The organism is Citrobacter sp. wls757 (genome assembly GCF_005280935.1).
Classification (GTDB): domain Bacteria; phylum Pseudomonadota; class Gammaproteobacteria; order Enterobacterales; family Enterobacteriaceae; genus Citrobacter; species Citrobacter portucalensis.
On record NZ_SZWU01000026.1, the window covers coordinates 1 to 25,294 of the forward strand.

General features: G+C 52.0%; 24 protein-coding genes and 3 tRNA genes. 4 read left to right on the forward strand and 23 right to left on the reverse strand.

Annotated features, from left to right (window positions below; all coding sequences use genetic code 11):
• The 19 genes from FDW94_RS07900 to trxA form a co-directional block, all read right to left on the reverse strand.
• A tRNA-Leu gene (locus FDW94_RS07900) sits at positions 1–86 on the reverse strand.
• A gap of 20 nt (positions 87–106) precedes the next feature.
• A tRNA-His gene (locus FDW94_RS07905) sits at positions 107–182 on the reverse strand.
• A gap of 56 nt (positions 183–238) precedes the next feature.
• A tRNA-Arg gene (locus tag FDW94_RS07910) sits at positions 239–315 on the reverse strand.
• A gap of 102 nt (positions 316–417) precedes the next feature.
• Positions 418–1,803 carry an amino acid permease gene (locus FDW94_RS07915; RefSeq protein ID WP_137377428.1) on the reverse strand — a complete coding sequence of 462 codons (1,386 nt, stop codon included), beginning with the start codon at positions 1,801–1,803 and terminating at the stop codon, positions 418–420.
• A gap of 278 nt (positions 1,804–2,081) precedes the next feature.
• Positions 2,082–2,822, reverse strand: a complete 741-nt coding sequence (gene wecG / locus FDW94_RS07920) for a lipopolysaccharide N-acetylmannosaminouronosyltransferase (RefSeq protein WP_048237111.1) — start codon at positions 2,820–2,822, stop codon at positions 2,082–2,084.
• Entirely contained in the window at positions 2,822–4,177 is a 1,356-nt protein-coding gene (gene wzyE, locus FDW94_RS07925; RefSeq protein ID WP_048237110.1) for an ECA oligosaccharide polymerase, read from the reverse strand. The genes wecG and wzyE overlap by 1 nt, the downstream gene beginning before the upstream one ends.
• A complete protein-coding gene (locus FDW94_RS07930; protein WP_125363360.1) occupies positions 4,174–5,253 on the reverse strand; it encodes a TDP-N-acetylfucosamine:lipid II N-acetylfucosaminyltransferase in 1,080 nt (359 codons plus the stop codon). Before FDW94_RS07930 ends, wzyE begins: the two co-directional genes overlap by 4 nt.
• Entirely contained in the window at positions 5,250–6,500 is a 1,251-nt protein-coding gene (wzxE, locus tag FDW94_RS07935; RefSeq protein WP_100271711.1) for a lipid III flippase WzxE, read from the reverse strand. Before wzxE ends, FDW94_RS07930 begins: the two co-directional genes overlap by 4 nt.
• Before the next feature lies 1 nt (position 6,501).
• Positions 6,502–7,632 carry a dTDP-4-amino-4,6-dideoxygalactose transaminase gene (gene rffA, locus FDW94_RS07940; protein ID WP_125363359.1) on the reverse strand — a complete coding sequence of 377 codons (1,131 nt, stop codon included), beginning with the start codon at positions 7,630–7,632 and terminating at the stop codon, positions 6,502–6,504.
• Between the two features lie 4 nt (positions 7,633–7,636).
• The gene (gene rffC, locus FDW94_RS07945; RefSeq protein ID WP_137377429.1) at positions 7,637–8,314 is read right to left on the reverse strand and encodes a dTDP-4-amino-4,6-dideoxy-D-galactose acyltransferase; all 678 of its coding nucleotides are present in this window, start codon (positions 8,312–8,314) and stop codon (positions 7,637–7,639) included.
• Positions 8,292–9,173, reverse strand: a complete 882-nt coding sequence (gene rfbA, locus FDW94_RS07950) for a glucose-1-phosphate thymidylyltransferase RfbA (protein ID WP_032945685.1) — start codon at positions 9,171–9,173, stop codon at positions 8,292–8,294. The genes rffC and rfbA overlap by 23 nt, the downstream gene beginning before the upstream one ends.
• Positions 9,174–9,206: 33 nt before the next feature.
• Positions 9,207–10,274, reverse strand: coding sequence for a dTDP-glucose 4,6-dehydratase (gene rffG / locus FDW94_RS07955; RefSeq protein ID WP_032945684.1), 1,068 nt, complete (start codon positions 10,272–10,274; stop codon positions 9,207–9,209).
• Positions 10,274–11,536, reverse strand: coding sequence for a UDP-N-acetyl-D-mannosamine dehydrogenase (wecC, locus tag FDW94_RS07960; protein ID WP_008787073.1), 1,263 nt, complete (start codon positions 11,534–11,536; stop codon positions 10,274–10,276). The genes rffG and wecC overlap by 1 nt, the downstream gene beginning before the upstream one ends.
• Positions 11,533–12,663: a UDP-N-acetylglucosamine 2-epimerase (non-hydrolyzing) gene (wecB, locus tag FDW94_RS07965; RefSeq protein WP_032934208.1), complete on the reverse strand. Its 1,131-nt coding sequence runs from the start codon at positions 12,661–12,663 to the stop codon at positions 11,533–11,535. The genes wecC and wecB overlap by 4 nt, the downstream gene beginning before the upstream one ends.
• Positions 12,664–12,718: 55 nt before the next feature.
• Positions 12,719–13,765 carry an ECA polysaccharide chain length modulation protein gene (gene wzzE, locus FDW94_RS07970; RefSeq protein ID WP_003829003.1) on the reverse strand — a complete coding sequence of 349 codons (1,047 nt, stop codon included), beginning with the start codon at positions 13,763–13,765 and terminating at the stop codon, positions 12,719–12,721.
• Positions 13,766–13,777: 12 nt separating this feature from the next.
• On the reverse strand, positions 13,778–14,881 hold the full coding sequence (gene wecA, locus FDW94_RS07975) for a UDP-N-acetylglucosamine--undecaprenyl-phosphate N-acetylglucosaminephosphotransferase (protein WP_032945680.1): 1,104 nt from the start codon (positions 14,879–14,881) through the stop codon (positions 13,778–13,780).
• A 238-nt stretch (positions 14,882–15,119) separates the two neighbouring features.
• Positions 15,120–16,379: a transcription termination factor Rho gene (gene rho / locus FDW94_RS07980; RefSeq protein ID WP_002437993.1), complete on the reverse strand. Its 1,260-nt coding sequence runs from the start codon at positions 16,377–16,379 to the stop codon at positions 15,120–15,122.
• 87 nt (positions 16,380–16,466) lie between these two features.
• Positions 16,467–16,586, reverse strand: a complete 120-nt coding sequence (locus FDW94_RS07985) for a rho operon leader peptide (protein WP_049259789.1) — start codon at positions 16,584–16,586, stop codon at positions 16,467–16,469.
• Positions 16,587–16,716: 130 nt separating this feature from the next.
• Positions 16,717–17,046, reverse strand: coding sequence for a thioredoxin TrxA (gene trxA / locus FDW94_RS07990; protein ID WP_001280776.1), 330 nt, complete (start codon positions 17,044–17,046; stop codon positions 16,717–16,719).
• Between the two features lie 143 nt (positions 17,047–17,189).
• On the opposite strand from trxA, the gene rhlB reads away from it, so the two are divergent.
• Together rhlB and gppA are read left to right on the forward strand one after the other, a co-directional pair.
• Positions 17,190–18,458: an ATP-dependent RNA helicase RhlB gene (gene rhlB, locus FDW94_RS07995; protein ID WP_003829013.1), complete on the forward strand. Its 1,269-nt coding sequence runs from the start codon at positions 17,190–17,192 to the stop codon at positions 18,456–18,458.
• Between the two features lie 136 nt (positions 18,459–18,594).
• Positions 18,595–20,076: a guanosine-5'-triphosphate,3'-diphosphate diphosphatase gene (gene gppA / locus FDW94_RS08000; RefSeq protein WP_137377430.1), complete on the forward strand. Its 1,482-nt coding sequence runs from the start codon at positions 18,595–18,597 to the stop codon at positions 20,074–20,076.
• A gap of 51 nt (positions 20,077–20,127) precedes the next feature.
• Here gppA and rep read toward each other — a convergent pair whose 3' ends face one another.
• The 4 genes from rep to FDW94_RS08020 form a co-directional block, all read right to left on the reverse strand.
• Entirely contained in the window at positions 20,128–22,149 is a 2,022-nt protein-coding gene (gene rep / locus FDW94_RS08005; RefSeq protein ID WP_003829018.1) for a DNA helicase Rep, read from the reverse strand.
• A gap of 104 nt (positions 22,150–22,253) precedes the next feature.
• Positions 22,254–22,982: a nicotinamide riboside transporter PnuC gene (gene pnuC, locus FDW94_RS08010; RefSeq protein WP_060683009.1), complete on the reverse strand. Its 729-nt coding sequence runs from the start codon at positions 22,980–22,982 to the stop codon at positions 22,254–22,256.
• Complete coding sequence (locus tag FDW94_RS08015; RefSeq protein ID WP_048227515.1) at positions 22,982–23,731, reverse strand: nucleoside phosphorylase; 750 nt, start codon at positions 23,729–23,731, stop codon at positions 22,982–22,984. Before FDW94_RS08015 ends, pnuC begins: the two co-directional genes overlap by 1 nt.
• Before the next feature lie 25 nt (positions 23,732–23,756).
• The gene (locus tag FDW94_RS08020; protein ID WP_071446079.1) at positions 23,757–24,461 is read right to left on the reverse strand and encodes a Crp/Fnr family transcriptional regulator; all 705 of its coding nucleotides are present in this window, start codon (positions 24,459–24,461) and stop codon (positions 23,757–23,759) included.
• 193 nt (positions 24,462–24,654) lie between these two features.
• Between FDW94_RS08020 and ppiC (FDW94_RS08025) the strand changes: the two genes are divergently transcribed.
• Together ppiC (FDW94_RS08025) and ppiC (FDW94_RS08030) are read left to right on the forward strand one after the other, a co-directional pair.
• Positions 24,655–24,936, forward strand: coding sequence for a peptidylprolyl isomerase PpiC (ppiC, locus tag FDW94_RS08025; protein ID WP_038634595.1), 282 nt, complete (start codon positions 24,655–24,657; stop codon positions 24,934–24,936).
• A 49-nt stretch (positions 24,937–24,985) separates the two neighbouring features.
• Positions 24,986–25,267 carry a peptidylprolyl isomerase PpiC gene (gene ppiC, locus FDW94_RS08030; RefSeq protein ID WP_003017999.1) on the forward strand — a complete coding sequence of 94 codons (282 nt, stop codon included), beginning with the start codon at positions 24,986–24,988 and terminating at the stop codon, positions 25,265–25,267.
• Positions 25,268–25,294 lie beyond the last annotated feature (27 nt).

A 25,294-nucleotide genomic window follows, 5' to 3' on the forward strand; every position in this document is an offset into this window, starting at 1 on the left:
TGGTGCGAGGGGGGGGACTCGAACCCCCACATCCTAAGGACACTAACACCTGAAGCTAGCGCGTCTACCAATTCCGCCACCTTCGCATTTCACAACTTTAAATTAATGGGGTGGCTAATGGGATTCGAACCCACGACAACTGGAATCACAATCCAGGGCTCTACCAACTGAGCTATAGCCACCACTGCAAATCTTTTACGCGGTATTAAAACCACCGCAGCTCTGGCACCCTACTAAATGGTGCGCCCGACAGGATTCGAACCTGAGACCTCTGCCTCCGGAGGGCAGCGCTCTATCCAGCTGAGCTACGGGCGCTTAGCGCCGTTGCGGGGCTGGATATTACGGAGGTCTCGGTCTTCTGTCTAGTGCTTTTTTAAAATAAATTATCGTTTGGTCATGGTTTGTGCGTTTTGTCGCTTATTCCCGCAATTTATGGGCTGTGCCATGACGATTCAGACCAAAAACCTTATAAATGAGCGTCACGGCCAGTAAGAAACCCATGCCAACAAAAAGCGACATTCGGGTATCTTCATTAAAGTACATGCCAATTAATACGCAAATCAGGAACGCCATCGTCAAATAATTCGCCCACGGGAACAGAATGGAGCGGAATGGATGACTGGCAATCGCCGCTTTATGCGCCTGACGGAAACGCAGCTGGCTTATCAGGATCACAAACCACGGTACCATCCCCGGCAACACGCTGGCGCTATAGACATAAACAAACACGCGCTGCGGGTTAGGAATAATGTAGTTCAGGCATGAGCCAATCAGCAGGATCGCGATAGAAATAGCCACTCCGGCAACCGGCACGCCATGGCGTGATACTTTTCCAACAACGGCAGGAAGCTGGCGATTCTTTGCCAGCGCGTAGAGCATACGCCCACAGCTGTACATGCCGCTGTTACAGCCAGACAGCGCCGCCGTCAGCACCACAAAGTTAATAATCCCTGCCGCAGCAGTAATACCAATCTTGGCAAAGGTGAGAACAAACGGGCTGCCGTTGCTGCCAATCTCATTCCACGGGAAAATAGTGACGATGACAAAAATCGCACCAACGTAGAAAATCAGAATGCGCCACAGCACCTTACCCACCGCGCTACGCAGCGTGACCTGTGGATTCTTCGCTTCCCCTGCAGTGATGCCGATCAGCTCCACGCCCTGGTAAGACGCCACAACAATACACAATGCCGTCAGGAAGCCCTTCCAGCCCCCAGCAAAGAAGCCACCGTGCTCGGTCAGGTTGCCAAAACCAATCGCCTGGCCGCCATTGCCGAAGCCGAAGAAAATCACCCCAATCCCAATGACTATCATCACAATGATGGTGGTCACTTTGATCATGGCAAACCAGAACTCAATTTCACCATACAGGCGAACCGCAGCGAGGTTTGCCAACGCAACCAGTCCGACCGCGATCAGTGCGGGTATCCATTGCGCCATTTCCGGAAACCAGAACTGCACATACACCCCGATGGCGGTAATCTCTGAGATCCCCACCGCCATCCACATAAACCAGTATGACCAGGCGGTGAGATAGCCAAAGAAGGGGCTCATATAGCGGTGAGCGTAAACAGCGAATGAACCTGCAACCGGCTCGAGGAATAACATCTCCCCCATAGAACGCATAATGAAAAACACGAACAGCCCGGCGACGATATACGCCAGCAGAACCGAAGGTCCCGCCCATTTAAGGGTACTGGCGGCCCCCATAAATAGCCCAACGCCAATAGTGCCCCCAAGGGCAATTAATTCGATGTGACGAGCCTCCAGCCCACGCTGTAGCTCAGGTTTGTTCTCAGCCATAAATCCTCTTGATGTGTTTGCATGCTGTCCGGTATTACCGGTTCTCGTTATGGGTACATCTTGTTATGCCATAACAGGCCATGCGGCACCGACCGCTTTACGGTTGGCGCCAAAAACACCACGGCACTGCAATGATTGTTGCGAATGGTTTCCTAAAATCGCTTAAATGGCAATTAAAGCATTCAAAAAATGAATAGATTGTGCGAGAAAGCAGCGATTATGTTGTGAATAAGTAGCGTAATTAGCAGATCACGCTACTTATCAGAGGAGAGAGGGCGTCAGAGGTTGCCGGTATAGTGCCAGCGGAGATAGCGTAATAAGCGAAGTTGTCGAGTAATTCGGCTCGGCTGCGACAATAAGCGATACAGCCACTCCAGCCCCAGATTTTGCCAGATTTTAGGCGCACGCTTAACGTGACCGGTAAAGACGTCGTAGGTGCCCCCTACGCCCATATACAGCGCGTCAGGGTGAGTCTTGCGGCAATCACGCATAAAGATCTCTTGTTTTGGCGAGCCCATCGCCACCGTCACAATTTGCGCACCGCTGGCGTGAATACGCTCAAACAACGCCTGACGCTGCTCTGGGGTAAAATAACCGTCCTGACTACCCACAATGTTCACGCGCCACTGCGCACGTAGTTTTGCTTCTGTTTGTGCCAGAACTTCAGGCTTGCCGCCAACCAGGAAAACTGGCGTTCCGTTTTGCCCAGCTCGCGCCATCAGCGCTTCCCAAAGGTCAGCTCCGGCCACGCGTGAAACCTGCGCCTGTGGGAATTTTTTGCGCACCGAACGCACCACGCTAATCCCATCCGCATACTTGAACTCCGCGGCGTTGATCAACTCCCTCACTTCAGGGTTATCTTCTGCTGTCAGCATCTTCTCAGCGTTGATAGCCACCAGCGTTCCTGACCTGAGGCGTCCTTCGGCAAACAGGTAATTCAGCGCATGTTGCATATCGCGCCAGCCAATCAGTTGTAATCCGCGCAGCGAATACAGCGGCGCAGTTGTGTTATCTGTCATTACGATCCTTCAATCTGTGTCTGGGGCAGCGATTTGATTCGTTTATGAATGAGTCCCGCGCTATCAAACAGCCAGAACAACAATTTTGCCACCAGTAGGCAAACGCCGAAAATCACGAGGAAAAAGACCACTCGTGAGACAAACGAATCCAGCCCTTCACGTGCCAACACGATCATATTGAAAATGGCGCCAAAACAGAAACTGTGCAAAATCGCCGCCTTATAGCGATTGGTTTCGCGATTGCCAAGCTCATACAGCCAGTCGAACCACTTGATGATGAGCCCAACAACAATCGCGCCTAATGGTATAAACAGCGCCCCGCCCATCACCACCAGTGAACCAATTAACGTCGGCGAAATCGCCAGTCCTGAGTGGTTGTTCAACACTTCCCAGGTAAAGTAGTTCGCTGAGTTGAGTACAATACTCGGCCGCCCAGGCCACAGCCAGGAGGGAATAAAGACGTAGAAGTCACGGACGATCGGCGCCAGCCCCTGGAACTCAATATTGTGGTAATTCTGCAGCAATAGCGCCAGGTTCTCCCACGGTGAGAAGGTGTCGCGCGTAAGGTACAGGAACGTATAGAACGCCTCATCGCCGCTAACGCTCATTCCGTAGCGCTTCAACGCCAGCCAGAACATCCCGACAATGCCCAACACGCCTGCAGCGGCCAACATCCACAGCGAAATCCAGCCGCGAATAATGCCGATAAACAAGAAGATGGCAAACGCGATAATGATATTGGCGCGCGTCCCACCCACAATCATATAGGTCAGCAAACCAAACGCGACGGTACTCACGAGGAAGAACACCCACGCTTTGCTGTCCTGACGCAAGAAATAAACCACCAGCATTGCCGGAATGAAGAAGTAGAAGAAACGCTTCAGAGCGACGCCAGAGACTTCACTGGAAAAAATCTGGCTATAGGATTGCAGTCTGAACAGCAGGAATCCGTTGTGCATAAAGAAGATGCCCACGCTTACCAGCGCAATCGCCATCAGGATAACCCAGGTCAAATGGGCTTCAACGCGATTGATGGTAAACAGCGGCCTGCGCGGCTTATCATCTACTCGTTTGCGCAAGCGCGTTTTATACGTCACGTAGTAGACGGCATAGAAACAGGCGGCTGACAGCAAGGCCTGTAGAAGGATCTCCGGCGGAGCCACTGCCACATCAAAGCGGAACACCAGGATGCTGGTTAACGGGAATCCGAAGAAGAACGTCAGCAAGAACAACAATGAGAAGAAAACATTGAAGTTAAAACGCACGCGGCGGAACTCAAACCAGGTCAGCGTGGCGATAAACAAGGTGGAGAGCAGCCAGACCACCAGAAGACCGCTGAATTGCATCAGGCTCATACGGTTTCTCCTGAAGCAATGCGCAGCGCGTTGTGCCACGGCTGCAGATAATTCGGGCTAAAGAAGGTAATAGTATTTTTATCTACCGATGCCAACTGGCGCTGCGCTTCACGTACGACGCCTTCATTGAGATCATCAGTGGTAAATAACACCGGAAGATTTTGTTCCACCATATCCTGCCAGAAGGGATTTTCACGGTTGAGCACGCATGGGATACCCGCCTGGATCAGCAAACACAGGGTACCGATTCCCTGTTGACGGGCAAAAATAAAGTAACCCAAATCACACTGCCGCAATAATGTTAGATAGGCATCAAATTCCAGCTTTTCACTCAAAATTTGCAGATTATCTGCGCTAAATAACGCCAGGCCAGCCTGGCGAACCTCGTCGATATAGGCCGCATTATTGGCGGGATAACCCATCGGCACAATCACATTCACCGTGTCGCCAAACTGCTGATGGACGGCGCGAAGCGCGGCAACATGCTCATTGCTGCGATCGCCAGAGTTGCCAACCAGCACCGTCATCTTGCCGCTGCGCTGGCAATCATTGCTCATGTTATTGAGTGACGGATCCATTCGCGTTGGGAAATAGAGCAACTCACCCCGCACACGGGAATGTTGCTCGGCGAAATAACGTAAATCGCCCCGTGTGGCAAACACGCAGCCCACACGATTCTGCGCCATGCGGCGAATCGGGTAAAACAGGCGGAATTTCAGCCCACTGGAGACTTCGTATAAATCAGCGCCCCAGATATGCCAGTAAAACTGCGCCGGTTTAATCCCGCCACTCAGCAGCGCCAGCCACAGGCTGGTGTTGAACTGGCCGTGGAAGAAGAAACGCTGTTGGCGATCCGCTTTTGCTTTCGCGATCACAGCGTCAGCAAGCGCCTTTTTCCCGCTGTAGAAGCTTAGCGATAACGCCGGGCAGCTCTCACTGAGTCCCGCATCCTGACCGGCAACCATAAACGTGCGCGCATGCTCGCTCGTCGCGGCCAGCGAGTCGTTGAAAAACCGCAACACGGTTTGGTTATGGTGAGGGATATCCGATCCCAGAACGTGAATCAGTACAGTCATGCCCGCCTACGCCAGAGTAAAAACACGCCACAACAAAGAGAAAAATAGACGATGTACGTTGCCATATAAGCCTGTGCCGCTCCCAGCGCACCGTGTGCAGGGATCAGCCAGTGAGCAAACACCGTCAATAACATGAACTGGCTGATTTCAGCCAAAATATAAAACCGCAGCGATGCTTTCGCGATCACCAGATACCCAAAGACATACGCCCCAACTTTCAGTACATCGCCGACCAGTTGCCAGGCAAATAGATCGCGCATGGCGGTGAATTTTGCGGAGAAAAGCAGCCAGATCGCAAAATCACGCAGCAACCAAACAGTAAAGCTCGCAGCGGCAACCGCCGGTAACACGAACTTCAGCGACTTAATCACCTCGCGCGTAATGTCGCGCTTTTCGGTCAGTCGCGACAACGTCGGAAGCAAGTAAACGCTGAATGAGGCGGTAATGAATTGCAGATAAGCATCAGAGATACTGCTTACTCCCTGCCAAATCCCTACATCATCCCAACTGTACTGCGCCGCCAGCAGGTTTCGCATCATCACGTATGCCACAGGCAGCGTTACGGAGGTAATCAGCGCCATCAGGGTAAACTTGCTTAGCTGTCCAGCCAGACCGTTATCCCACGAGGGTTTCAGGTAATGCAGGGGAATCGCCCCACGCTTAATCAGCATAATAGCGGCGGGGATAACGACCAACGCGGGCACTAACGCCAGACCCAGCAAAGCACCTTCATACCCTCCCAGGCGATAACAGCCATAATAAGCCACTACGCCCACCAGGCTACCCACAATCAGCGACAGCGCGTTACCCGCCGCATCGCGAAAGCCCTTCATCAACGCCAGCAGCAGGTTCGCCCAGGCAATACCCATTTGCACCAGCGCAACCAGTCTTACCAGCCCCTGATAATGAGTATGGCCAAACAATCCCTGACTGATTGGCGCGGCCGCCAGCAGAAAAATCACCGCCATCAGCGTAGAGAATCCCAGCACCATCGCGGAAGATGTACCGACTACCTTACGGAGCCGGGTCGGATCGTCATGGTGCTGCGCAACATATTTCGTGACGCCGTTGAAAATGCCGGCCCCCGCCAGAACACCAAGCACGGTGACCATCTGGCGGAAGTTACCCGCCTGCCCCACGCCTGCCGGGCCAAACGACACCGCCAGCAGCTTCACGACCAGCAAACCTGCACCAATTTTTACCAGCGTACTGGCTGCCGTCCATAAGGACGCTTTAGCAAGCGACATATCAGGCGAAGTAGTTGAGTAAGGTCGAAATGACCGTTCGCTGGTTTATTTGCGACAGGTTGTAAAACAGCGGCAAGCGCAGCAGACGCTCGCTCTCTTTAGTGGTGAAACGATCAACACCGGCAAATACGCCGAATTTATCGCCAGCCGGACAATCATGTAGCGGGATATAGTGGAACACCGCCATAATTTCAGCTTCTTTCAAGAAGTTAATCAACGCCGTGCGATCGTCGATATCGCGCAGCTTGATATAAAACATATGGGCATTCTGCACGCAGTTTTCCGGGACAGAAGGCAGATCAATGCGTCCGGCACGCGCCAGCGGTTCGAGAGCATCATAGTAGTTCTGCCACAGCGCCAGACGCTGCTGGTTAATACGGTCAGCCGCTTCCAGTTGTGCCCACAGATAGGCAGCCTGCAGATCGGACATCAGATAGCTGGAACCAATATCACGCCAGGTATACTTATCCACCTGACCGCGGAAAAACTGGCTGCGGTTAGTTCCTTTTTCACGGATGATCTCTGCACGTTCGACTAATTTTTTATCATTAATCAGCGTCGCACCACCTTCACCGCCTGCGGTATAATTTTTGGTCTCATGGAAGCTAAAGCAACCGATGTGACCAATCGTCCCCAGCGCCCGACCTTTGTAAGTCGACATGACGCCCTGGGCCGCATCTTCCACGACAAACAGGTTATGTTTGGTCGCCAGCGCCATGATGGTATCCATTTCACAGGCTACGCCCGCGTAATGCACCGGCACGATAGCGCGGGTCTTGTCGGTGATCGCCGCTTCAATCAGCGTTTCGTCAATGTTCATGGTATCCGGGCGGATATCAACAAAGACAATTTTCGCACCGCGCAGCACGAAAGCATTGGCCGTGGAGACAAACGTATAGCTCGGCATAATGACTTCATCGCCAGGCTGGATATCCAGCAGCAATGCCGCCATCTCAAGCGATGCGGTGCAGGAAGGCGTCAGCAATACTTTCTCGCTGCCAAAATGCTGTTCCAGCCACTGTTGGCAGCGACGGGTAAAACCACCGTCGCCACACAGTTTGCCGCTGTTCATCGCAGACTGCATGTAATCGAGTTCAGTGCCCACCACCGGCGGTGCGTTAAATGGAATCATCGTGTCACCTGTATAACCAATACGCGGTGCTTTCCACATTCGCACCACTGTGTATATAACGTTTAAGCGCGGCGGTATTGCCCATTTGGGTCGCCACGCGCAATGTTGCTTTACCGCGAGCCTGCGCCCAGCAAAGGGCAGCCTGCATCAGTTCTGCTCCCGCCCCACGCCCGGCCAGCAGGCCAATTCGCGCATCGGTCGCATTCAGTTCACGCAGCGAGACATAGCCACGAATATCACCTGCCGGTGTACGAAAAACGAGGCATTGATGATCGAACGTCCCCAGCACCGCGTTTTCAATCCACTGCGCATAAAAACGCGTGCTGGCATCTGCGGCATACCACGGGGCACGAAAACGACTTTGCGCGAACGCCTGCCCTGCCAGTTGGCGTAATGCAGGGATATCCGTAGTTTGTGCGACCTGCGCACCGTGGTCGCCATGCGCACACATCACCGGCAGCACAAAATCCACTTCACCTTCAACCAGTGAGAAGCCCAACTGTTGCAGGGCATCTAATTCATGGGTATTGGCCGCAGGAATTTTTGCCTGTACCCGCGACCAGGGCTGCAACACATCCGCAGTCAGAACCGGCGCGTGTTGGTCAAAACGCACAATGGCGCTATTCACGCCAAAGAACGTATTTTCCCAGCTAAGCGGCTCAATACTGGCGCGGACGAGCACGGAGCAGCTCCAGCAGGTATTGACCATAACCCGTTTTGGCCAGTGAACTGGCAGCACGCTTCACGCCTTCGTCATCCAGCCAACCGTTACGCCAGGCGATTTCTTCCAGACAGGCTATTTTAAAGCCCTGACGTTTTTCCACCGTCTGCACAAAAGTACTCGCTTCGATAAGACTGTCGTGCGTACCGGTATCCAGCCAGGCAAAGCCACGCCCGAGCAATTCTACCGTCAGATGTCCGTCATCAAGATACATCTGGTTGATAGACGTAATCTCCAGCTCCCCACGCTCAGAAGGTTTTACGCGTTTTGCATATTCCACCACCTTGCTGTCATAGAAATAGAGACCAGTCACTGCCCAGTTGGATTTTGGAGCTTTCGGTTTCTCTTCCAGCGAGATAGCTCGAAAATTGTCGTCAAACTCCACGACACCAAAACGTTCAGGATCCATCACCTGGTAACCAAACACCGTCGCGCCTTGCGTTCTGGCGGCTACGTGACGCAGTTTTGGACTGAATCCCTGACCAAAGAAGATATTGTCGCCTAACACCAGACATGATGGTTCACCGTTAAGGAACGTTTCACCAATGATAAACGCTTGTGCTAATCCATCCGGACTAGGTTGCTCAGCATAGTGCAATTCAATGCCGAACTCAGATCCATCGCCCAGTAAGCGCTGGAAATAGCCTTTATCTTCCGGTGTAGTGATAATCAGGATTTCGCGAATTCCCGCCAGCATCAATACTGATAACGGGTAGTAAATCATCGGCTTATCGTAAATAGGTAATAGCTGCTTCGATACGCCACGCGTAATGGGATACAGGCGAGTACCTGAGCCACCCGCCAGAATGATACCTTTCATGCGTTGTCTCCTCCGGGAGCCAAAACCAGGCTGTTAGCCCTTCAGACCTAAACGTTCGCCCTGGTAACTGCCGTCCTGCACGGGTTTCCACCATGCCTGATTAGCCAGATACCATTGCACGGTTTTGCGCATTCCGCTTTCAAACGTTTCTTGCGGCATCCAGCCTAGTTCACGCGCTATTTTCGACGCGTCAATGGCATAACGCAAATCATGACCCGGGCGATCGTCCACAAAAGCGATCAAGTCGCGGTACTGCGCGATACCCTGCGGCTTTTGCGGTGCCAGCTCTTCCAACAGGCTGCAAACCGTTTCGACAACTTCCAGGTTTTTACGCTCGTTATGGCCACCGATATTATAGGTTTCTCCCACCGCGCCCGTTGTCGCCACACAATAGAGCGCCCTGGCGTGATCTTCTACATACAACCAATCACGGATCTGTTGCCCATTGCCGTAAACCGGCAACGGCTTCCCCGCCAATGCGTTGAGGATCATCAGCGGAATCAGTTTTTCCGGGAAATGGTACGGACCATAGTTGTTAGAACAGTTGGTTATCAGCGTTGGCAGACCGTAGGTACGCAGCCAGGCGCGAACCAGATGATCGCTGCTGGCTTTCGACGCGGAATAAGGGCTGCTCGGTGCATACGGTGTGGTTTCAGTGAAGAAATCATCCGTAGAATGCAGGTCGCCATACACCTCGTCAGTCGAGATATGGTGGAAACGAAACGCTGATTTTTTCTCGCTGGTTAAATCACTCCAGTAAGCGCGCGCCGCTTCCAACAGCGTGTAGGTTCCCACGATGTTAGTTTCGATAAAGGCGGCCGGACCATCAATTGAGCGATCGACGTGGCTTTCTGCCGCCAGATGCATCACGCAGTCCGGCTGATAGTGTTGAAACACCCTATCGAGCGAAGCTCGATCGCAGATATCGACTTTCTCAAAGGTAAAACGAGGATTCTGTGCAACCGGCTCCAGCGACATCAGGTTTCCGGCATAGGTCAGCTTATCGACCACAATTGCCGCATCCTGAGTCTCCTGAATGATATGCCGTACAACCGCCGAGCCGATGAATCCCGCTCCACCGGTAACCAGAATTCGTTTCATTAGCGCCAGACCCCTTTGGTATCAACGATATATTGCTGGTGAACCGCATCGCCTTTAATGGCTTTAAATTCATTATGGTCGACCAGCAAGACCAGCACATCGGCGCTAGCCAGGGCATCGTCCAGCGCTGCCAGTTGGCACAGACCGTCCAGTTTTTTCGGCAGTTGATGGATGTTCGGTTCCACCACCAATGTTTCGCCTTTGTGCCAATGCGCGATGCTTTGCGCAATTCCCATCGCCGGGCTTTCACGTAAGTCATCAATATTCGGTTTAAATGCCAGACCAAAACAGGCAATTTTCACTTCGCTGGCCCGTTTATTGGTATCCGCCAGACAGTCGGCCACGGCAGCTTTTACCTGATCAACCACCCAATGAGGTTTACCGTCGTTTACCTCACGCGCGGTGCGAATCAATTTCGCCTGCTGCGGGTTCTGCGCCACGATAAACCACGGATCAACCGCGATACAGTGCCCGCCAACCCCCGGACCCGGTTGTAAAATATTCACGCGCGGATGGCGATTTGCCAGTCGAATCAGTTCCCAGACGTTGATCCCCTGATCGGCGCAAATCAGCGACAACTCATTGGCGAAAGCGATATTGACGTCGCGGAAGCTATTTTCAGTCAGTTTGCACATTTCCGCCGTACGGGCGTTGGTCACGACACATTCGCCCTCCAGGAAAATGTTGTACAGTTCGCTAGCACGCGCGGAACAGACGGAGGTCATTCCCCCAATCACGCGGTCGTTTTTAATCAGTTCAACCATCACCTGGCCCGGCAGCACGCGCTCTGGGCAATAAGCAATGTTAACGTCCGCGTGTTCACCGACTTGCTGTGGGAAAGTCAGGTCAGGACGCATTTCAGCCAGCCATGTGGCCATCTGTTCAGTGGCCCCGACAGGCGACGTCGATTCAAGGATCACCAACGCGCCTTTTTTCAGCACCGGTGCAAGAGATTTAGCCGCGGCTTCCACATAAACCATATCGGGTTCGTGCTCCCCCTTAAACGGAGTAGGCACAGCAATCAGATAGGCATCCGCATCTACAGGGGTTGTGGTCGCACGCAGAAATCCATTTTCGACCGCCGTTTTCACCACGGCGCCCAAATCTGGCTCAACGATATGAATTTCACCGCGATTAATGGTATCCACCGCGTGTTGATTTACATCTACGCCAATCACATGCTTTTGACGGGAAGCAAAGGCAGCCGCCGTCGGCAGTCCGATATAACCCAGCCCAATGACAGAAATGGTCGTAAAACTCATAGCGATATCCGATTATTTTTTAACGCGTGTAAAATGCGGCCACATGCCTGCCCGTCACCATACGGATTATGGGCGCGGCTCATGGTCTGATATTCATTGTCGTCATGCAGCAAACGCGTGACTTCTTCGACAATACGCTGCGGGTCGGTCCCTACCAGACGTACTGTGCCTGCAGTAATCGCTTCCGGACGTTCCGTCGTTTCGCGCATCACCAGTACCGGTTTCCCCAGAGATGGGGCTTCTTCCTGAATCCCTCCAGAGTCGGTAAGAATCAGCCAGGCGTGATTCATCAGCCAGACAAACGGCATATAATCCTGCGGTTCAATCAGGATGACGTTTTCAACGTGCCCCAGAATGCGATTAACCGGTTCGCTGACGTTAGGATTCAGGTGCACCGGATAGACAATCTGTACGTTCTGATTGGCCGCGGCAATTTCCGCCAGCGCATGACAAATGTGTTCAAAACCACGACCGAAGCTTTCCCGACGATGACCGGTCACCAGTATCATCTTTTTATCCGAGCTCAGGAATGGGTAATGCTCTGCCAGTTCAGCTCGTAATGCATCGCTCGCCAGTACGCGATCGCGTACCCAGATCAACGCATCAATAACCGTATTACCTGTAACGAAGATACGGCTATCAGAAATGTTTTCCCGTAACAGGTTTTGGCGCGAGTTTTCTGTTGGTGCAAAATGATACATCGCCAGATGCCCGGTTAGCGTACGGTTCGCCTCTTCCGGCCAGGGAGAGTAGAGATCGCCTGTACGTAAGCCTGCCTCCACATGCCCTACCGGGATGCGCTGATAGAACGCGGCCAGGCTAGTAGCAATGGTGGTTGTGGTATCGCCGTGAACTAACACAACGTCAGGTTTAAAATCAGCCAGAATTGGCTTTAACCCTTCCAGTATTCGGCAGGTAATTTCTGTTAGCCCCTGACCTGGCTGCATAATATTGAGATCGTAGTCAGGTACAATGGAAAAGAGGTTCAACACCTGATCGAGCATCTCCCGATGCTGCGCCGTGACGCAAACTTTTGCCTCAAAATCAGGATCTTTTGCCAGCGCATGAACCAGAGGTGCCATTTTTATGGCCTCCGGTCGCGTGCCAAATACAGTCAGTACTTTCACATCGATTCTCTTCGGATTGGCAGTGAGGGCCCAGCCCCTCACTGCAACGATATTGCTAAATCGTGCGGCGACGGGTTAACGCGACACCAGCACCGATCAGAGCCCCAACGATGCCCCACATAATCATCAGGAAGGCACGACGAGGGCTGTCACGTTTTACCGGTTCCTCCGGCGTACGCAAATAACGATAGGTCTGAAAACGCGGATCCAGAGTTGGCCCAACGTTCAGTGTGTTAAGCATGGCTCGGTTTTGGAAGTAGTCCAGATCGAAATCGGGACCAACAGATTGCAGGTTTTCGAGTCGCGCCTGCAGCATAGGACGTCCAAGCAAAAACAGTTCAGAATCGGGTAGCTCTTCAGCCGGAACGTCAGTGGAAGTACGCGAAATATTATGCTGTTCAGCAATTTTGAGAGCCTGCTCAATGTTGTGAACTCGGCGAGAAAAAATCGATTTCGCCACTTCTTCCTGGCGTTTAACCTGCGCCTTCATCTGCACAGTGCGCGCAGCCCAGGCTCCCTTTAACTCGTCGTTCAGATGACGCGCCGCACGCTGGCTGGCAAACGCGACGTACTGACGCAACAGATTGTTGGCATCAGGTGCCGTTTCGGCAATCAGCTTCACGCTGTCATTGGTATTACGAACCGCATCGCCGGGCATAAACTGAATGTTATTAATCAGTTCATCCAGCATCGCCGCATCGGCTTTACTGTTCCCCACCATACGTTGCTTGTAGTAATCAGTCTGCTGCCAGAATTCACGGCGCGTATCCCATGAGGCAAGCTGCATGATAAATTCTTTATAGGCCTCATCCATCACTGACGGCTGATCCGCAGATGCGAGACTGGCCTTGATGTCCAGGTTACGTAAGAACTGCTGCTGAGAGTAATAGCCGCCCAACATATTAACCGTTGGCCTGTCTGAAATCGCCGTCGCGCTCCACTCCTGACGAGCAAAAAACGTATAGGCGAGAGCGACTAACGCGAAGGCGAGAGCCATACCGACGATCCACACCTTCCCTGTCCACAAAGTACGAAACAACCCACGGATGTCCAGTTCATTTTCAGCGCTCATGGCATGTTCCCCCGGTAATGGTTGTGTCATCGTACCCTCAATTTATTTGGTTAAGTTTGGTTTACTGTCACGGTTTCTACGCAACTTGCGCTTCCAGCGTTTGATAAATCTCGCTACCTTCCAGGCACGTTTAATACAATAGTCATACAAGACAAATGCCAGTAAAAAGAGCACCAGCATCACCCATTCCGGAACGACCCGAGAATATTCAGCCAACACGCCGATAGAAGCCAGGATCGCAGCAGCCAGCGTAATCAGGACAAAAGCCTGTCGGGAAGTAAACCCGGCGCGCATAATTAAATGGTGAATATGTTGGCGGTCCGGGGAGAAAGGGCTCATACCTTTACGTAAACGACGATACATGATCGCCACCATATCCATTAACGGAATGGCAATAATCCACAGTGCGGTGACCGGGCTAATAGGATGCGTTTTACCTTGAGTGGTCTCCAGCAGGATCCAGATGACCGTAAAGCCAATCAGCGTACTCCCCGCATCGCCCATAAAGACCTTATAGCGACGTCCGAGAATACCCAGGTTCAGCATGATGTAAGGCAGAATGGCGGCGATCATGGCAAAACACCAGATAGCCAGGCTTGTCTGGCCGTCAAACCACAAGATAAGCCCCATTGCGGCGAATGATACGCTGGATAGCCCGCCTAACAGACCATCAATCCCATCCACCATGTTAAAGGCGTTAATTGCAGCCCAAACGGCGAAAAGGGTAAGGAAATAGCCAAAAGGACCGAGCACCATCTCCCAAGGGCCAAAAATGAACCCAAGGCTCAACAGATAGAGCTTACCTACCGCCATCATAATGATGCCGATGATAGCCTGGATGGTCGCACGGATTTTTACACTGATATCAAAGCGGTCGTCCAGTGCACCGATAAACACCAATACACCGGCACAAGCCAGGTAGAGAGTTGCGTGCGGGATATAATAATCGGCGATGAGGAACGTAAAGCAAATGCCTGCGTAAACCGAAATCCCCCCAACCAACGGAATCAGTCCCTGATGACGTTTGCGGAAGTTGGGTTTATCCACCAATCCTATCTTTTTCGCAACCTTGCGGGCAAAGAAAAGAAACAGCGTTGTGAATAAAAAAATACTGATGAGATCAGTACTTGCTGTCAGTAAATTCACTATACATACTCTCAAAGAATATCAATATATGAAGTATAACCATCCAGGCGATTATTCAGAAGAGAAACCCGATTCCATATCAGGTGGTTCTGTATGATTATTAACCACAAAATACGAATTACAACCCTTCATCGCCAGGCGGTATGTCATACCGGATTATTATTATTGTGTCGTTAAGATTACATCCACAAAAGCAAAACGCCACGTAAAAACGTGGCGTTTTCAGATGATGCCCGAATCAGGAACGCTTCATCATATCGAAGAAGTCGTCGTTGGTCTTGGTCATCGCCAGTTTGTTAATGAGGAATTCCATTGCATCGATTTCACCCATCGGATGGATGATTTTGCGCAGGATCCACATTTTCTGCAGCTCTTCCTGGGTGGTGAGCAGCTCTTCTTTACGGGTACCGGAACGGTTGTAGTCGATAGCCGGGAAGACGCGTTTTTCAGCAATCTTACGAGAGAGATGCAGTTCCATGTTGCCGGTACCTTTAAACTCTTCGTAGATAACTTCATCCATTTTAGAGCCGGTATCAATCAGCGCAGTCGCGATGATGGTCAGGCTACCGCCCTCTTCCACGTTACGTGCAGCACCAAAGAAACGCTTCGGACGATGCAGCGCGTTGGCGTCCACACCACCGGTCAGTACTTTACCGGAAGCCGGAACCACGGTGTTATATGCACGCGCCAGACGGGTGATGGAGTCAAGCAGGATGATAACGTCTTTCTTGTGTTCAACCAGACGTTTCGCCTTCTCGATAACCATTTCCGCAACCTGAACGTGACGGGAGGCTGGCTCGTCAAAGGTAGAGGCAACCACTTCACCTTTCACCAGACGCTGCATCTCGGTAACTTCTTCCGGACGTTCGTCAATCAGCAGCACCATCAGCACGCAGTCAGGATGATTGTATGCAATGCTCTGCGCGATGTTCTGCAGCAGCATGGTTTTACCCGCTTTCGGCGGAGCAACAATCAGACCACGTTGGCCACGACCGATCGGCGATGCCAGGTCCAGTACACGCGCCGTTAAGTCTTCAGTAGAACCGTTACCACGTTCCATACGCAGACGAGAGTTTGCGTGCAGCGGCGTTAAGTTCTCAAAGAGGATTTTGTTACGGGCGTTTTCTGGTTTGTCGTAGTTAACTTCGTTAACTTTCAACAGCGCAAAGTAGCGTTCACCTTCTTTCGGCGGGCGAATCTTACCAGAAATGGTATCACCAGTGCGGAGGTTGAAACGGCGGATTTGGCTGGGAGAAACGTAGATGTCATCAGGACCGGCGAGGTAGGAGCTGTCTGCAGAGCGGAGGAAACCAAATCCATCCTGCAATATCTCCAGCACACCGTCACCAAAGATATCTTCGCCACTCTTTGCGTGCTGCTTCAGGATGGCAAAAATAATGTCCTGCTTGCGCATACGAGCCAGGTTTTCAAGGCCCATATTTTCGCCGAGAGTGATCAGCTCAGAAACCGGCGTATTCTTTAATTCGGTAAGATTCATAATGGTGTGAGTTCTTAAACTTGGGGTAAATCTCGAACTTAATGTTGTGAATGGTATGGCAGGGTCATCCATGCCTGTTTACGGCCATCAACTCATGTCTGTTCGCTGTCTGGTCACAGGAAAGTACGCAGAACTGAAACGACAAGACGGATTGAGTGACAAGCCAGGAATCTGTCCACTCCTCGCGCGAGAAACAACGGGAAGTATTGGATATAACTAGATTCAAACTTAATAAGGTATGTTTAATACGAAGTCAACACTAACTTAGCACGACTCAAGTCGGGCGTCCAGTCATCCGAATCATTTCGAAGTAGGGTCGCCCGATCATGAGACTTCCTTACGCTAAATTAGCGTCGAGGAATTCTTTCAACTGACCTTTGGACAGCGCGCCGACTTTCGTCGCCGCAACTTCGCCGTTTTTAAACAGCAGCAGGGTCGGGATGCCACGGATACCATACTTCGGCGCGGTGCCTGGGTTTTGGTCAATGTTCAGTTTAGCAACCGTCAGTTTGCCCTGATATTCGTCAGCGATTTCATCCAGAATCGGAGCGATCATTTTGCACGGACCGCACCACTCTGCCCAGAAATCAACGAGGATTGCTCCGTCCGCTTTGAGTACATCCGTGTCAAAACTGTCGTCAGTCAGGTGAATAATTTTATCGCTCATAATAACTCCACAGGAATAAGCCTGGTGCATTGGTGTAGCATTAATCAACGACGTGTTGATGTAGCATTAACCAACTAAAGGTTGACTTTATTTCACCGGATACGCTTTCGTAAAGCAATAGTAAGCTGATATTCTACCACACTATGAGCAAAACACATTTAACAGAACAGAAGTTTTCCGACTTCGCCCTGCACCCAAAGGTGATAGAAGCCCTTGAAAATAAAGGCTTTCATAACTGTACGCCCATTCAGGCCCTCGCGCTGCCGCTAACGCTGGCTGGTCGTGATGTTGCCGGGCAGGCGCAAACCGGTACCGGAAAAACGATGGCGTTCCTGACGTCAACGTTTCATTATCTTCTCTCACATCCCGCGATTGCCGATCGCAAGGTGAACCAACCGCGTGCGTTAATTATGGCGCCAACGCGTGAGTTAGCCGTGCAGATCCACGCCGATGCCGAGCCGCTGGCACAGACCACTGGTCTGAAATTAGGCCTGGCGTATGGCGGCGACGGTTACGATAAACAGCTGAAAGTGCTGGAAAGCGGCGTCGATATTCTTATCGGCACGACCGGTCGTCTCATCGACTATGCAAAACAGAACCACATTAATCTGGGCGCGATTCAGGTCGTGGTGCTGGATGAAGCCGATCGTATGTACGATCTGGGCTTTATTAAAGATATCCGTTGGCTGTTCCGTCGTATGCCGCCAACCACCCAACGTCTGAACATGCTGTTTTCTGCAACCCTCTCTTACCGCGTTCGCGAACTGGCGTTCGAACAGATGAATAACGCTGAGTACGTTGAAGTCGAACCGGAACAGAAAACTGGCCACCGCATTAAAGAAGAGCTCTTCTACCCTTCCAACGAAGAGAAAATGCGTTTGCTGCAAACGCTGATTGAAGAAGAGTGGCCAGATCGCGCCATTGTTTTTGCTAACACCAAGCATCGTTGTGAAGATATCTGGGGCAGCCTTGCTGCGGACGGTCATCGCGTCGGTCTGCTGACCGGTGACGTAGCACAGAAAAAACGTCTGCGTATTCTTGATGAGTTCACCCGTGGCGATCTCGACATTCTCGTTGCGACGGATGTCGCTGCGCGTGGCCTGCATATCCCAGCAGTAACGCACGTATTTAACTATGACCTGCCGGATGACTGTGAAGATTACGTTCACCGAATCGGTCGTACCGGACGTGCTGGCGCAAGCGGTCACTCTATCAGCCTGGCCTGTGAAGAGTACGCGCTGAATTTACCTGCAATCGAGACCTATATCGGCCACTCGATTCCGGTCAGCAAATATAACCCGGATGCGCTGATGACCGATCTGCCGAAGCCGTTGCGCTTAACGCGCCCGCGTACAGGCAATGGCCCACGCCGTACCGGTGGTGCTCCGCGCAATCGTCGTCGTTCAGGTTAAGAAAAGTTATGCCATACACAAAATCATTCAGCCTGTATCAAGGCGGCAAGAAAACGAATCCCGATGAGCTTACTTTAGTAAGTGATTCGGGTGAGAGAACGCAGCCAACACAGATACAGGTTGAAGGATGAAGTGTATGAATTCTACTTCGCTGTATGCGGCAATCGATCTCGGCTCGAATAGTTTTCATATGCTGGTTGTACGCGAGGTGGCAGGAAGCATCCAGACGCTCACGCGTATCAAACGCAAAGTGCGTCTGGCCGCTGGACTCAACGGTGACAACGAGCTCTCTGTTGAAGCGATGGAGCGCGGCTGGCAATGTTTGCGCCTGTTTGCTGAACGTCTGCAGGATATTCCGCATCCACAAATCCGGGTGGTCGCCACGGCAACATTACGCATCGCCGTAAATGCCGATGTGTTTATTGCCAAAGCGCAAGAGATCCTTGGCTGCCCTGTCCAGGTGATTAGCGGTGAAGAAGAAGCGCGACTGATTTATCAAGGTGTGGCCCACACAACCGGCGGTGCCGATCAGCGTCTGGTTGTGGATATTGGTGGCGCCAGCACTGAATTAGTCACCGGATCCGGCGCACAAACCACCTCTCTGTTCAGCCTGTCGATGGGCTGCGTCATCTGGCTCGAACGCTATTTTACCGATCGTAATCTGGCACAGGAAAACTTTGACGAGGCAGAGAAGGCCGCACGTGAAGTTCTGCGCCCGGTCGCCGACAAACTGCGTTTTCATGGCTGGAAAGTTTGCGTTGGTGCCTCTGGTACCGTCCAGGCGTTGCAGGAAATCATGATGGCGCAGGGTATGGATGAGCGCATTACGTTGGCCAAACTGCAGCAGCTTAAGCAGCGCGCCATTCACTGCGGTCGTCTGGAAGAGCTGGAAATCGAAGGGTTAACGCTGGAACGTGCGCTGGTATTCCCCAGCGGGCTGGCCATTCTGATTGCTATTTTCACCGAACTGAACATTCAATGCATGACCCTGGCCGGCGGCGCATTACGTGAAGGTCTGGTCTACGGCATGCTGCACCTGGCGGTGGATCAGGATATTCGTAGCCGCACATTACGCAATATCCAGCGTCGCTTTATGGTCGATACAGAGCAAGCACATCGCGTTGCTAATTTAGCGACTAAATTTCTCGATCAGGTAGAAAAAAAGTGGCATCTTGAACCGATTAGCCGCGAACTACTGATTAGTGCCTGTCAGCTGCATGAAATTGGCCTAAGCGTTGATTTTAAACAGGCACCACAGCATGCCGCTTATCTGGTGCGCAATCTCGATCTCCCGGGTTTTACCCCTGCGCAAAAGAAACTGCTAGCAACGCTGTTACTCAACCAGACCAATCCCGTCGATCTCTCTTCGCTCCACCAGCAAAACGCAGTGCCACCGCGCATCGCGGAGCATCTTTGCCGTTTGCTACGTTTGGCGATCATCTTCGCCAGCCGTCGCCGTGACGATCTTGTGCCGGAAATTCAAATGGATGCAAGAAACGAGCACCTGACGGTCACGCTACCAGAAGGCTGGCTGGAACATCATCCGCTGGGTAAAGAGTTAATCGATCAGGAAAGTCAGTGGCAAAGCTATGTCCACTGGCCGCTGGACGTTCATTAGATGTTGGTTGCCGGATAGCGCGCGTTTACACGTATCCGGCCTACAAAATACCTACTTCGCTTTGGCTTTCGCCATCATTGCCCGAATATTAGCAATGCTGGCCTGCCCTTTTTGCATCCGCTCCTCAGCGCTCACCACTTTACGCTCTTGTTCCCAGATAACGTCATCCTGTGGCAGCTCCAGCAGGAAACGACTCGGTTCCGGACGCACCAACTCACCATACTGACGACGCTCTTTACACAGAGTGAAGATGAGTTCTTTCTGTGCACGCGTAATCCCTACGTAAGCCAGACGACGTTCTTCGTCGATATTGTCTTCATCGATACTGCTCTGGTGCGGCAAAAATCCTTCTTCCATTCCCACCATAAACACGTAAGGGAACTCCAGCCCTTTTGAGGCATGCAGCGTCATCAACTGCACCTGATCCAGCTCTTCTTCGCTCTCTCCACGCTCCATCATGTCGCGCAGGGTAAAGCGGGTAACTACCTGGGTCAGGGTCATCGGCTCTTCCAGCTCACTGCCTTCCAGCATCTCCGTCATCCAGCTGAACAGCGTATTGACGTTTTTCATACGCATTTCAGCCGCTTTCGGGCTCGGCGAGGTTTCATACAGCCAGGATTCGTAATCAATACCGTGGATAAGATCGCGCACGGCGGCAACCGGTTCGCGCTCCGCCAGGCGCTGAATTTCACCCAGCCAGTGCGTAAAGCGGGTCAGAGAGTCATACCCGCGCCCGGTCAGTGTCTGGCTAAGCCCCATATCAAAGCTGGCGGTAAACAGGCTTTTATTACGCGTCATCGCCCATTCACCCAACTTTTGCAGCGTGGCCGGACCGATTTCACGCTTTGGCGTGTTTACGATGCGCAAAAATGCGCTGTCGTCATCCGGGTTGCTCAGCACGCGCAGGTAGGCCAGCAAATCTTTAATCTCCGGACGCGAGAAGAACGATGTTCCGCCGGAGATTTTGTACGGGATACGGTTCTGCATCAGAAACTTTTCGAACACGCGCGACTGATGATTACCGCGATACAGGATGGCGTAGTCTTTATATTGCGTCTTGTTCACAAAGTGATGGGCAATTAATTCCCCGGTCACACGTTCGGCTTCGTGCTCTTCATTATTGGCACTTAGTACCTTCAGCTCAGCACCGTAACCCAACTCGGAAAAGAGCCGCTTTTCAAAGACGTGTGGATTGTTCGCAATGAGGATGTTCGCCGCTTTCAGGATGCGACCTGATGAACGGTAGTTTTGCTCCAGCTTCACCACCTGCAAAGCCGGAAAATCTTTGCTCAACAGTACCAGGTTCTGCGGACGGGCGCCGCGCCAGGAGTAGATCGACTGATCGTCATCGCCCACGACGGTAAAGCGCGCACGTTTCCCTACCAGCAACTTCACCAGCTCGTACTGGCTGGTATTGGTATCCTGATATTCATCCACCAGCAGGTAGCGGATTCTGTTTTGCCAGCGCTCACGCACTTCTTCATTGCGCTGTAGCAGCAGAGTGGGCAGCAGGATAAGATCGTCAAAATCGAGGACGTTACACGCCTTCATATGCGCGTCATACAGACCATAGCAGTGGGCAAAAATACGATCGCGCTCGCCCTTTGCGCTGGCTGCCGCCTGCGCCGGAGTCATCAGATCGTTTTTCCAGTTGGAGATCGTCGAGATCAGCTGCTGGAGAATAAGCTTATCGTCTTCGATTAGCCCTTCGGTCAGTTCCTTAAGCAAGGCCACCTGGTCAGTATCGTCAAACAACGAGAAGTTAGATTTCATCCCCAGCGCCGCGTATTCACGCTTAATGATATCCAGTCCCAGGGTGTGGAAGGTGGAGATCATCAACCCACGCGCCTCTTTACGACCCAGCGTTTGCGCCACGCGCTCTTTCATCTCGCGCGCAGCCTTATTGGTAAAGGTCACTGCCGCAATATGTCGTGCCTGATAGCCACATTCACGGATCAGATGGGCTATTTTGTTGGTGATAACACGCGTCTTGCCGGAACCCGCTCCCGCCAGCACCAGGCAAGGTCCGGTGACGAATTCGACGGCTTGTTGTTGTCCGGGGTTCAAACGCATAAGGGATTGCTCAATCTGTAAACACGGGGGAGGTGGATTGTAGCAGAAAGAGGGAGAAAAAGAGTAACTGGCTACCCCTGTGAGTAGCCAGAAAATCGGGTCAATCAGGAAGCTGTCGCGGCTAGTGGTGTATAGCCGTTGCGCTGCGCGCTCTTGATCCAGCTGTAGGATCCCATCACCGCGATTGCCGTCAGCAGGACATACTCAAGCGACATGGCGTAAACGCCCTGCACCGCGTAAATAACCACGCTAATCACGTCGATGAGCACCCACAGCAGCCAGTTTTCGACATATTTACGCGTCATCAGAATCATGGCCGCAATCGACAACACCAGCATGGTGGAATCCCAGAACGGGAAGGCATCGGGCTGAAGGTCAGGCATCGCGACCGGTATACCTATCATTTGTAGCAGTGCAATCATAATGCGGGTAAGCGCTGCAAACACCGGATCGATAAACAGCGTCATCAAAACTATCGCCACCGCGCAAACGCCGCCCAGTACCAGGGTTTGCTGGCGGGAAAGCCAACGTACCTTGAGTGCAGCTTCCTGCGCCTCGTTTTGTCGGCTCCACGCATACCAACCGTAAATGTTAGCGGCGAAGAAAAACACCTGTAGCAACAAGCTGGCATAGAGCTGAATCTGGAAAAAGATTGCCGCAAACAGCGTGACGTTAATCAGGCCAAACAGGTAATTGATGATTTTTTCCCGGCTGGCACACCAGATACATAACAGACCAAATACGGTACCAATGGCTTCAATCCAAGATAGTGCATAGCCGCCTTCGCCGAGAGGAATGTTGACCATTACATTGTTAATGCTAAAAAAGTCCATCACTGACCTCCTTGCTGACTATCGGAATGAATGGCGCGTAGCGCCAGGGTAATTTGCCGTTCTTCGCCCTGTTGGCACAACGTTTCCTGCTGGACATAATCATTGATACTGCTATCCAGACAACCGTTGTGGGCAACCACCACATTGAGTAATGACGCCGTACGTAACCCGCGCAGCGCACCGATGGTCATCAAAGCGGCACTTTCCATATCCGCACCCAGAACGCCGAGTGCCGACCACTGCGCATCCAGTTCCGCTTCCCGGTCGGTATAAAAACTATCGTGGCTGCGCACCAGGCCGCATGTGGCGGGAATATTCATCTGCCGCGCTTGCGCCATCAGTTCCCAGGTTAACTGCGGGTCGGCGCAGGCCGGATAGCCCGCAGGCGCATAGGTACGGCTGGTCCCGTCATCCGTTACCGCGGCATGGGCGATAATCACGTCACCAAGCGCAAGATTATCCTGCAATGCCCCGCAGCTACCGATACGAATCAGGGTCTTTACACCGATTTGACGCAGTTCTTCAATGGCAATAGCCGTAGACGGTCCACCGATTCCGGTAGAGAGCACTAAAATCTCGATCCCCTGATACCAACCTCGCGCGGCGCGAAACTCACGGTTTTGACCAAGCGATTCTGGGTTATCAAGAAAATTGGCGATGCGATCGACTCGCAACGGGTCTCCCGGCAGCAGCGCATAGCGTGCGCCTGTCATCTCCTTGCTTAACTGGATATGGGGTTGCAGCGACATTCTCGCGCCTCCTTCACTCTTACGGTTATCCGATATCAGCCTCCTGCTTTAACTTTTCAGGGACTAACAACACAATGCTTTCACCATCGGTATCAATAATCTGTAACGCTTTCAGGTCATGTAAAATACGGTTAATACTGCGTGTCGTCGCCGCCAGTTCCTGACTGAGGTTTAGCTTATCCAGCAAAATTTCATTCGTTCCATCTTGTTGATAACGCAGCCATAACGCCTGGCACACTCGCTGATACAGCGAGTAAAGATTGTCGCTGCTGGCCTTTTTCGACAGCTGGTAATATTGCTGACTAAAGAAGCGCAGCATCCGCTGGTTAAAATGGTTATCTAACGCCAGCCAGCGGCTGAAGTATTCCTGCGATAAGCTCAGAAGCTGCACATGTCCTACCGCCACTACCGAACAGATGTAATGGCGCGACTCAAAAATCTCGAGTTCGCCCAGCATATCGCCTTTCCGGTAGCGGGCTTGACGATAACGACGTCCATCTTCAGCCTCATAGAAAACATCGACTTCACCGGCAATAATCAGCGAAAAACGCTGACATATTTCCCCCTGCCGACAGATAAAGGCACCGCGTTGGATCTCTTCAAAACGCCAGCGCTGCATGATGTCCAGAGGGCAATATTTCAATAATTCATAGAGCTGTGGATCGCGAACAATATCACCCAGCCCGGTAAGCCATCCGACTGAAAATTCAGTTTTTTTCATTGTATCCATGATATCTCGCTCCATGGCTGTAGGGACAGGACGGAGGTCCCCGGCAAAAGGGAATGCGGCAGAGAAAATGTCGCTCATCTCCCGTTTCCATACATCAGGCGAGACATCTGTCCCGCGATGGCGAAGAGTATATGTCCACGACTAAGACGGGTGATAAAGTAATGGGACATCTTTGAGACATGAGAACAAAATAATGGCTAAGAGCGCGGCGGCCCTACATATCCTGGTAAAAGAAGAGAAATTAGCTCTGGAGATCCTGAGCAAGCTGGATCGCGGTATTAGCTTCGATCATTTGGCAAAACGCTATTCTCGCTGCCCCTCTGGGCGCAACGGAGGCGATCTGGGCGAGTTCAAACAGGGGATGATGGTGGGACCATTTGATGCCGCTGTGTTTAGCTGCCCACTGCTTAAACCTTACGGGCCTGTAAAAACCAAATTTGGCTACCACATCATCAAAGTGCTGTATCGACGGTAAGCCATGCTAAAATCGCGAGCCTTACAGACCCCCTTTTGAAGGCACGATCATGGCAAAAACAGCAGCAGCAGTGCATATCCTTGTTAAAGAAGAGAAACTGGCACTGGATCTTCTGGAACAGATTAAAAACGGCGCCGACTTCGGCAAACTGGCGAAGAAACACTCCATCTGCCCATCAGGCAAACGCGGCGGTGATTTAGGCGAATTCCGTCAGGGCCAGATGGTTCCGGCGTTCGATAAAGTGGTCTTTTCCTGCCCTGTGCTGGAGCCAACCGGCCCGCTGCACACTCAGTTCGGTTACCACATCATTAAAGTGCTGTACCGTAACTAATAGAAAGCCCGGTGTTTAAACACCGGG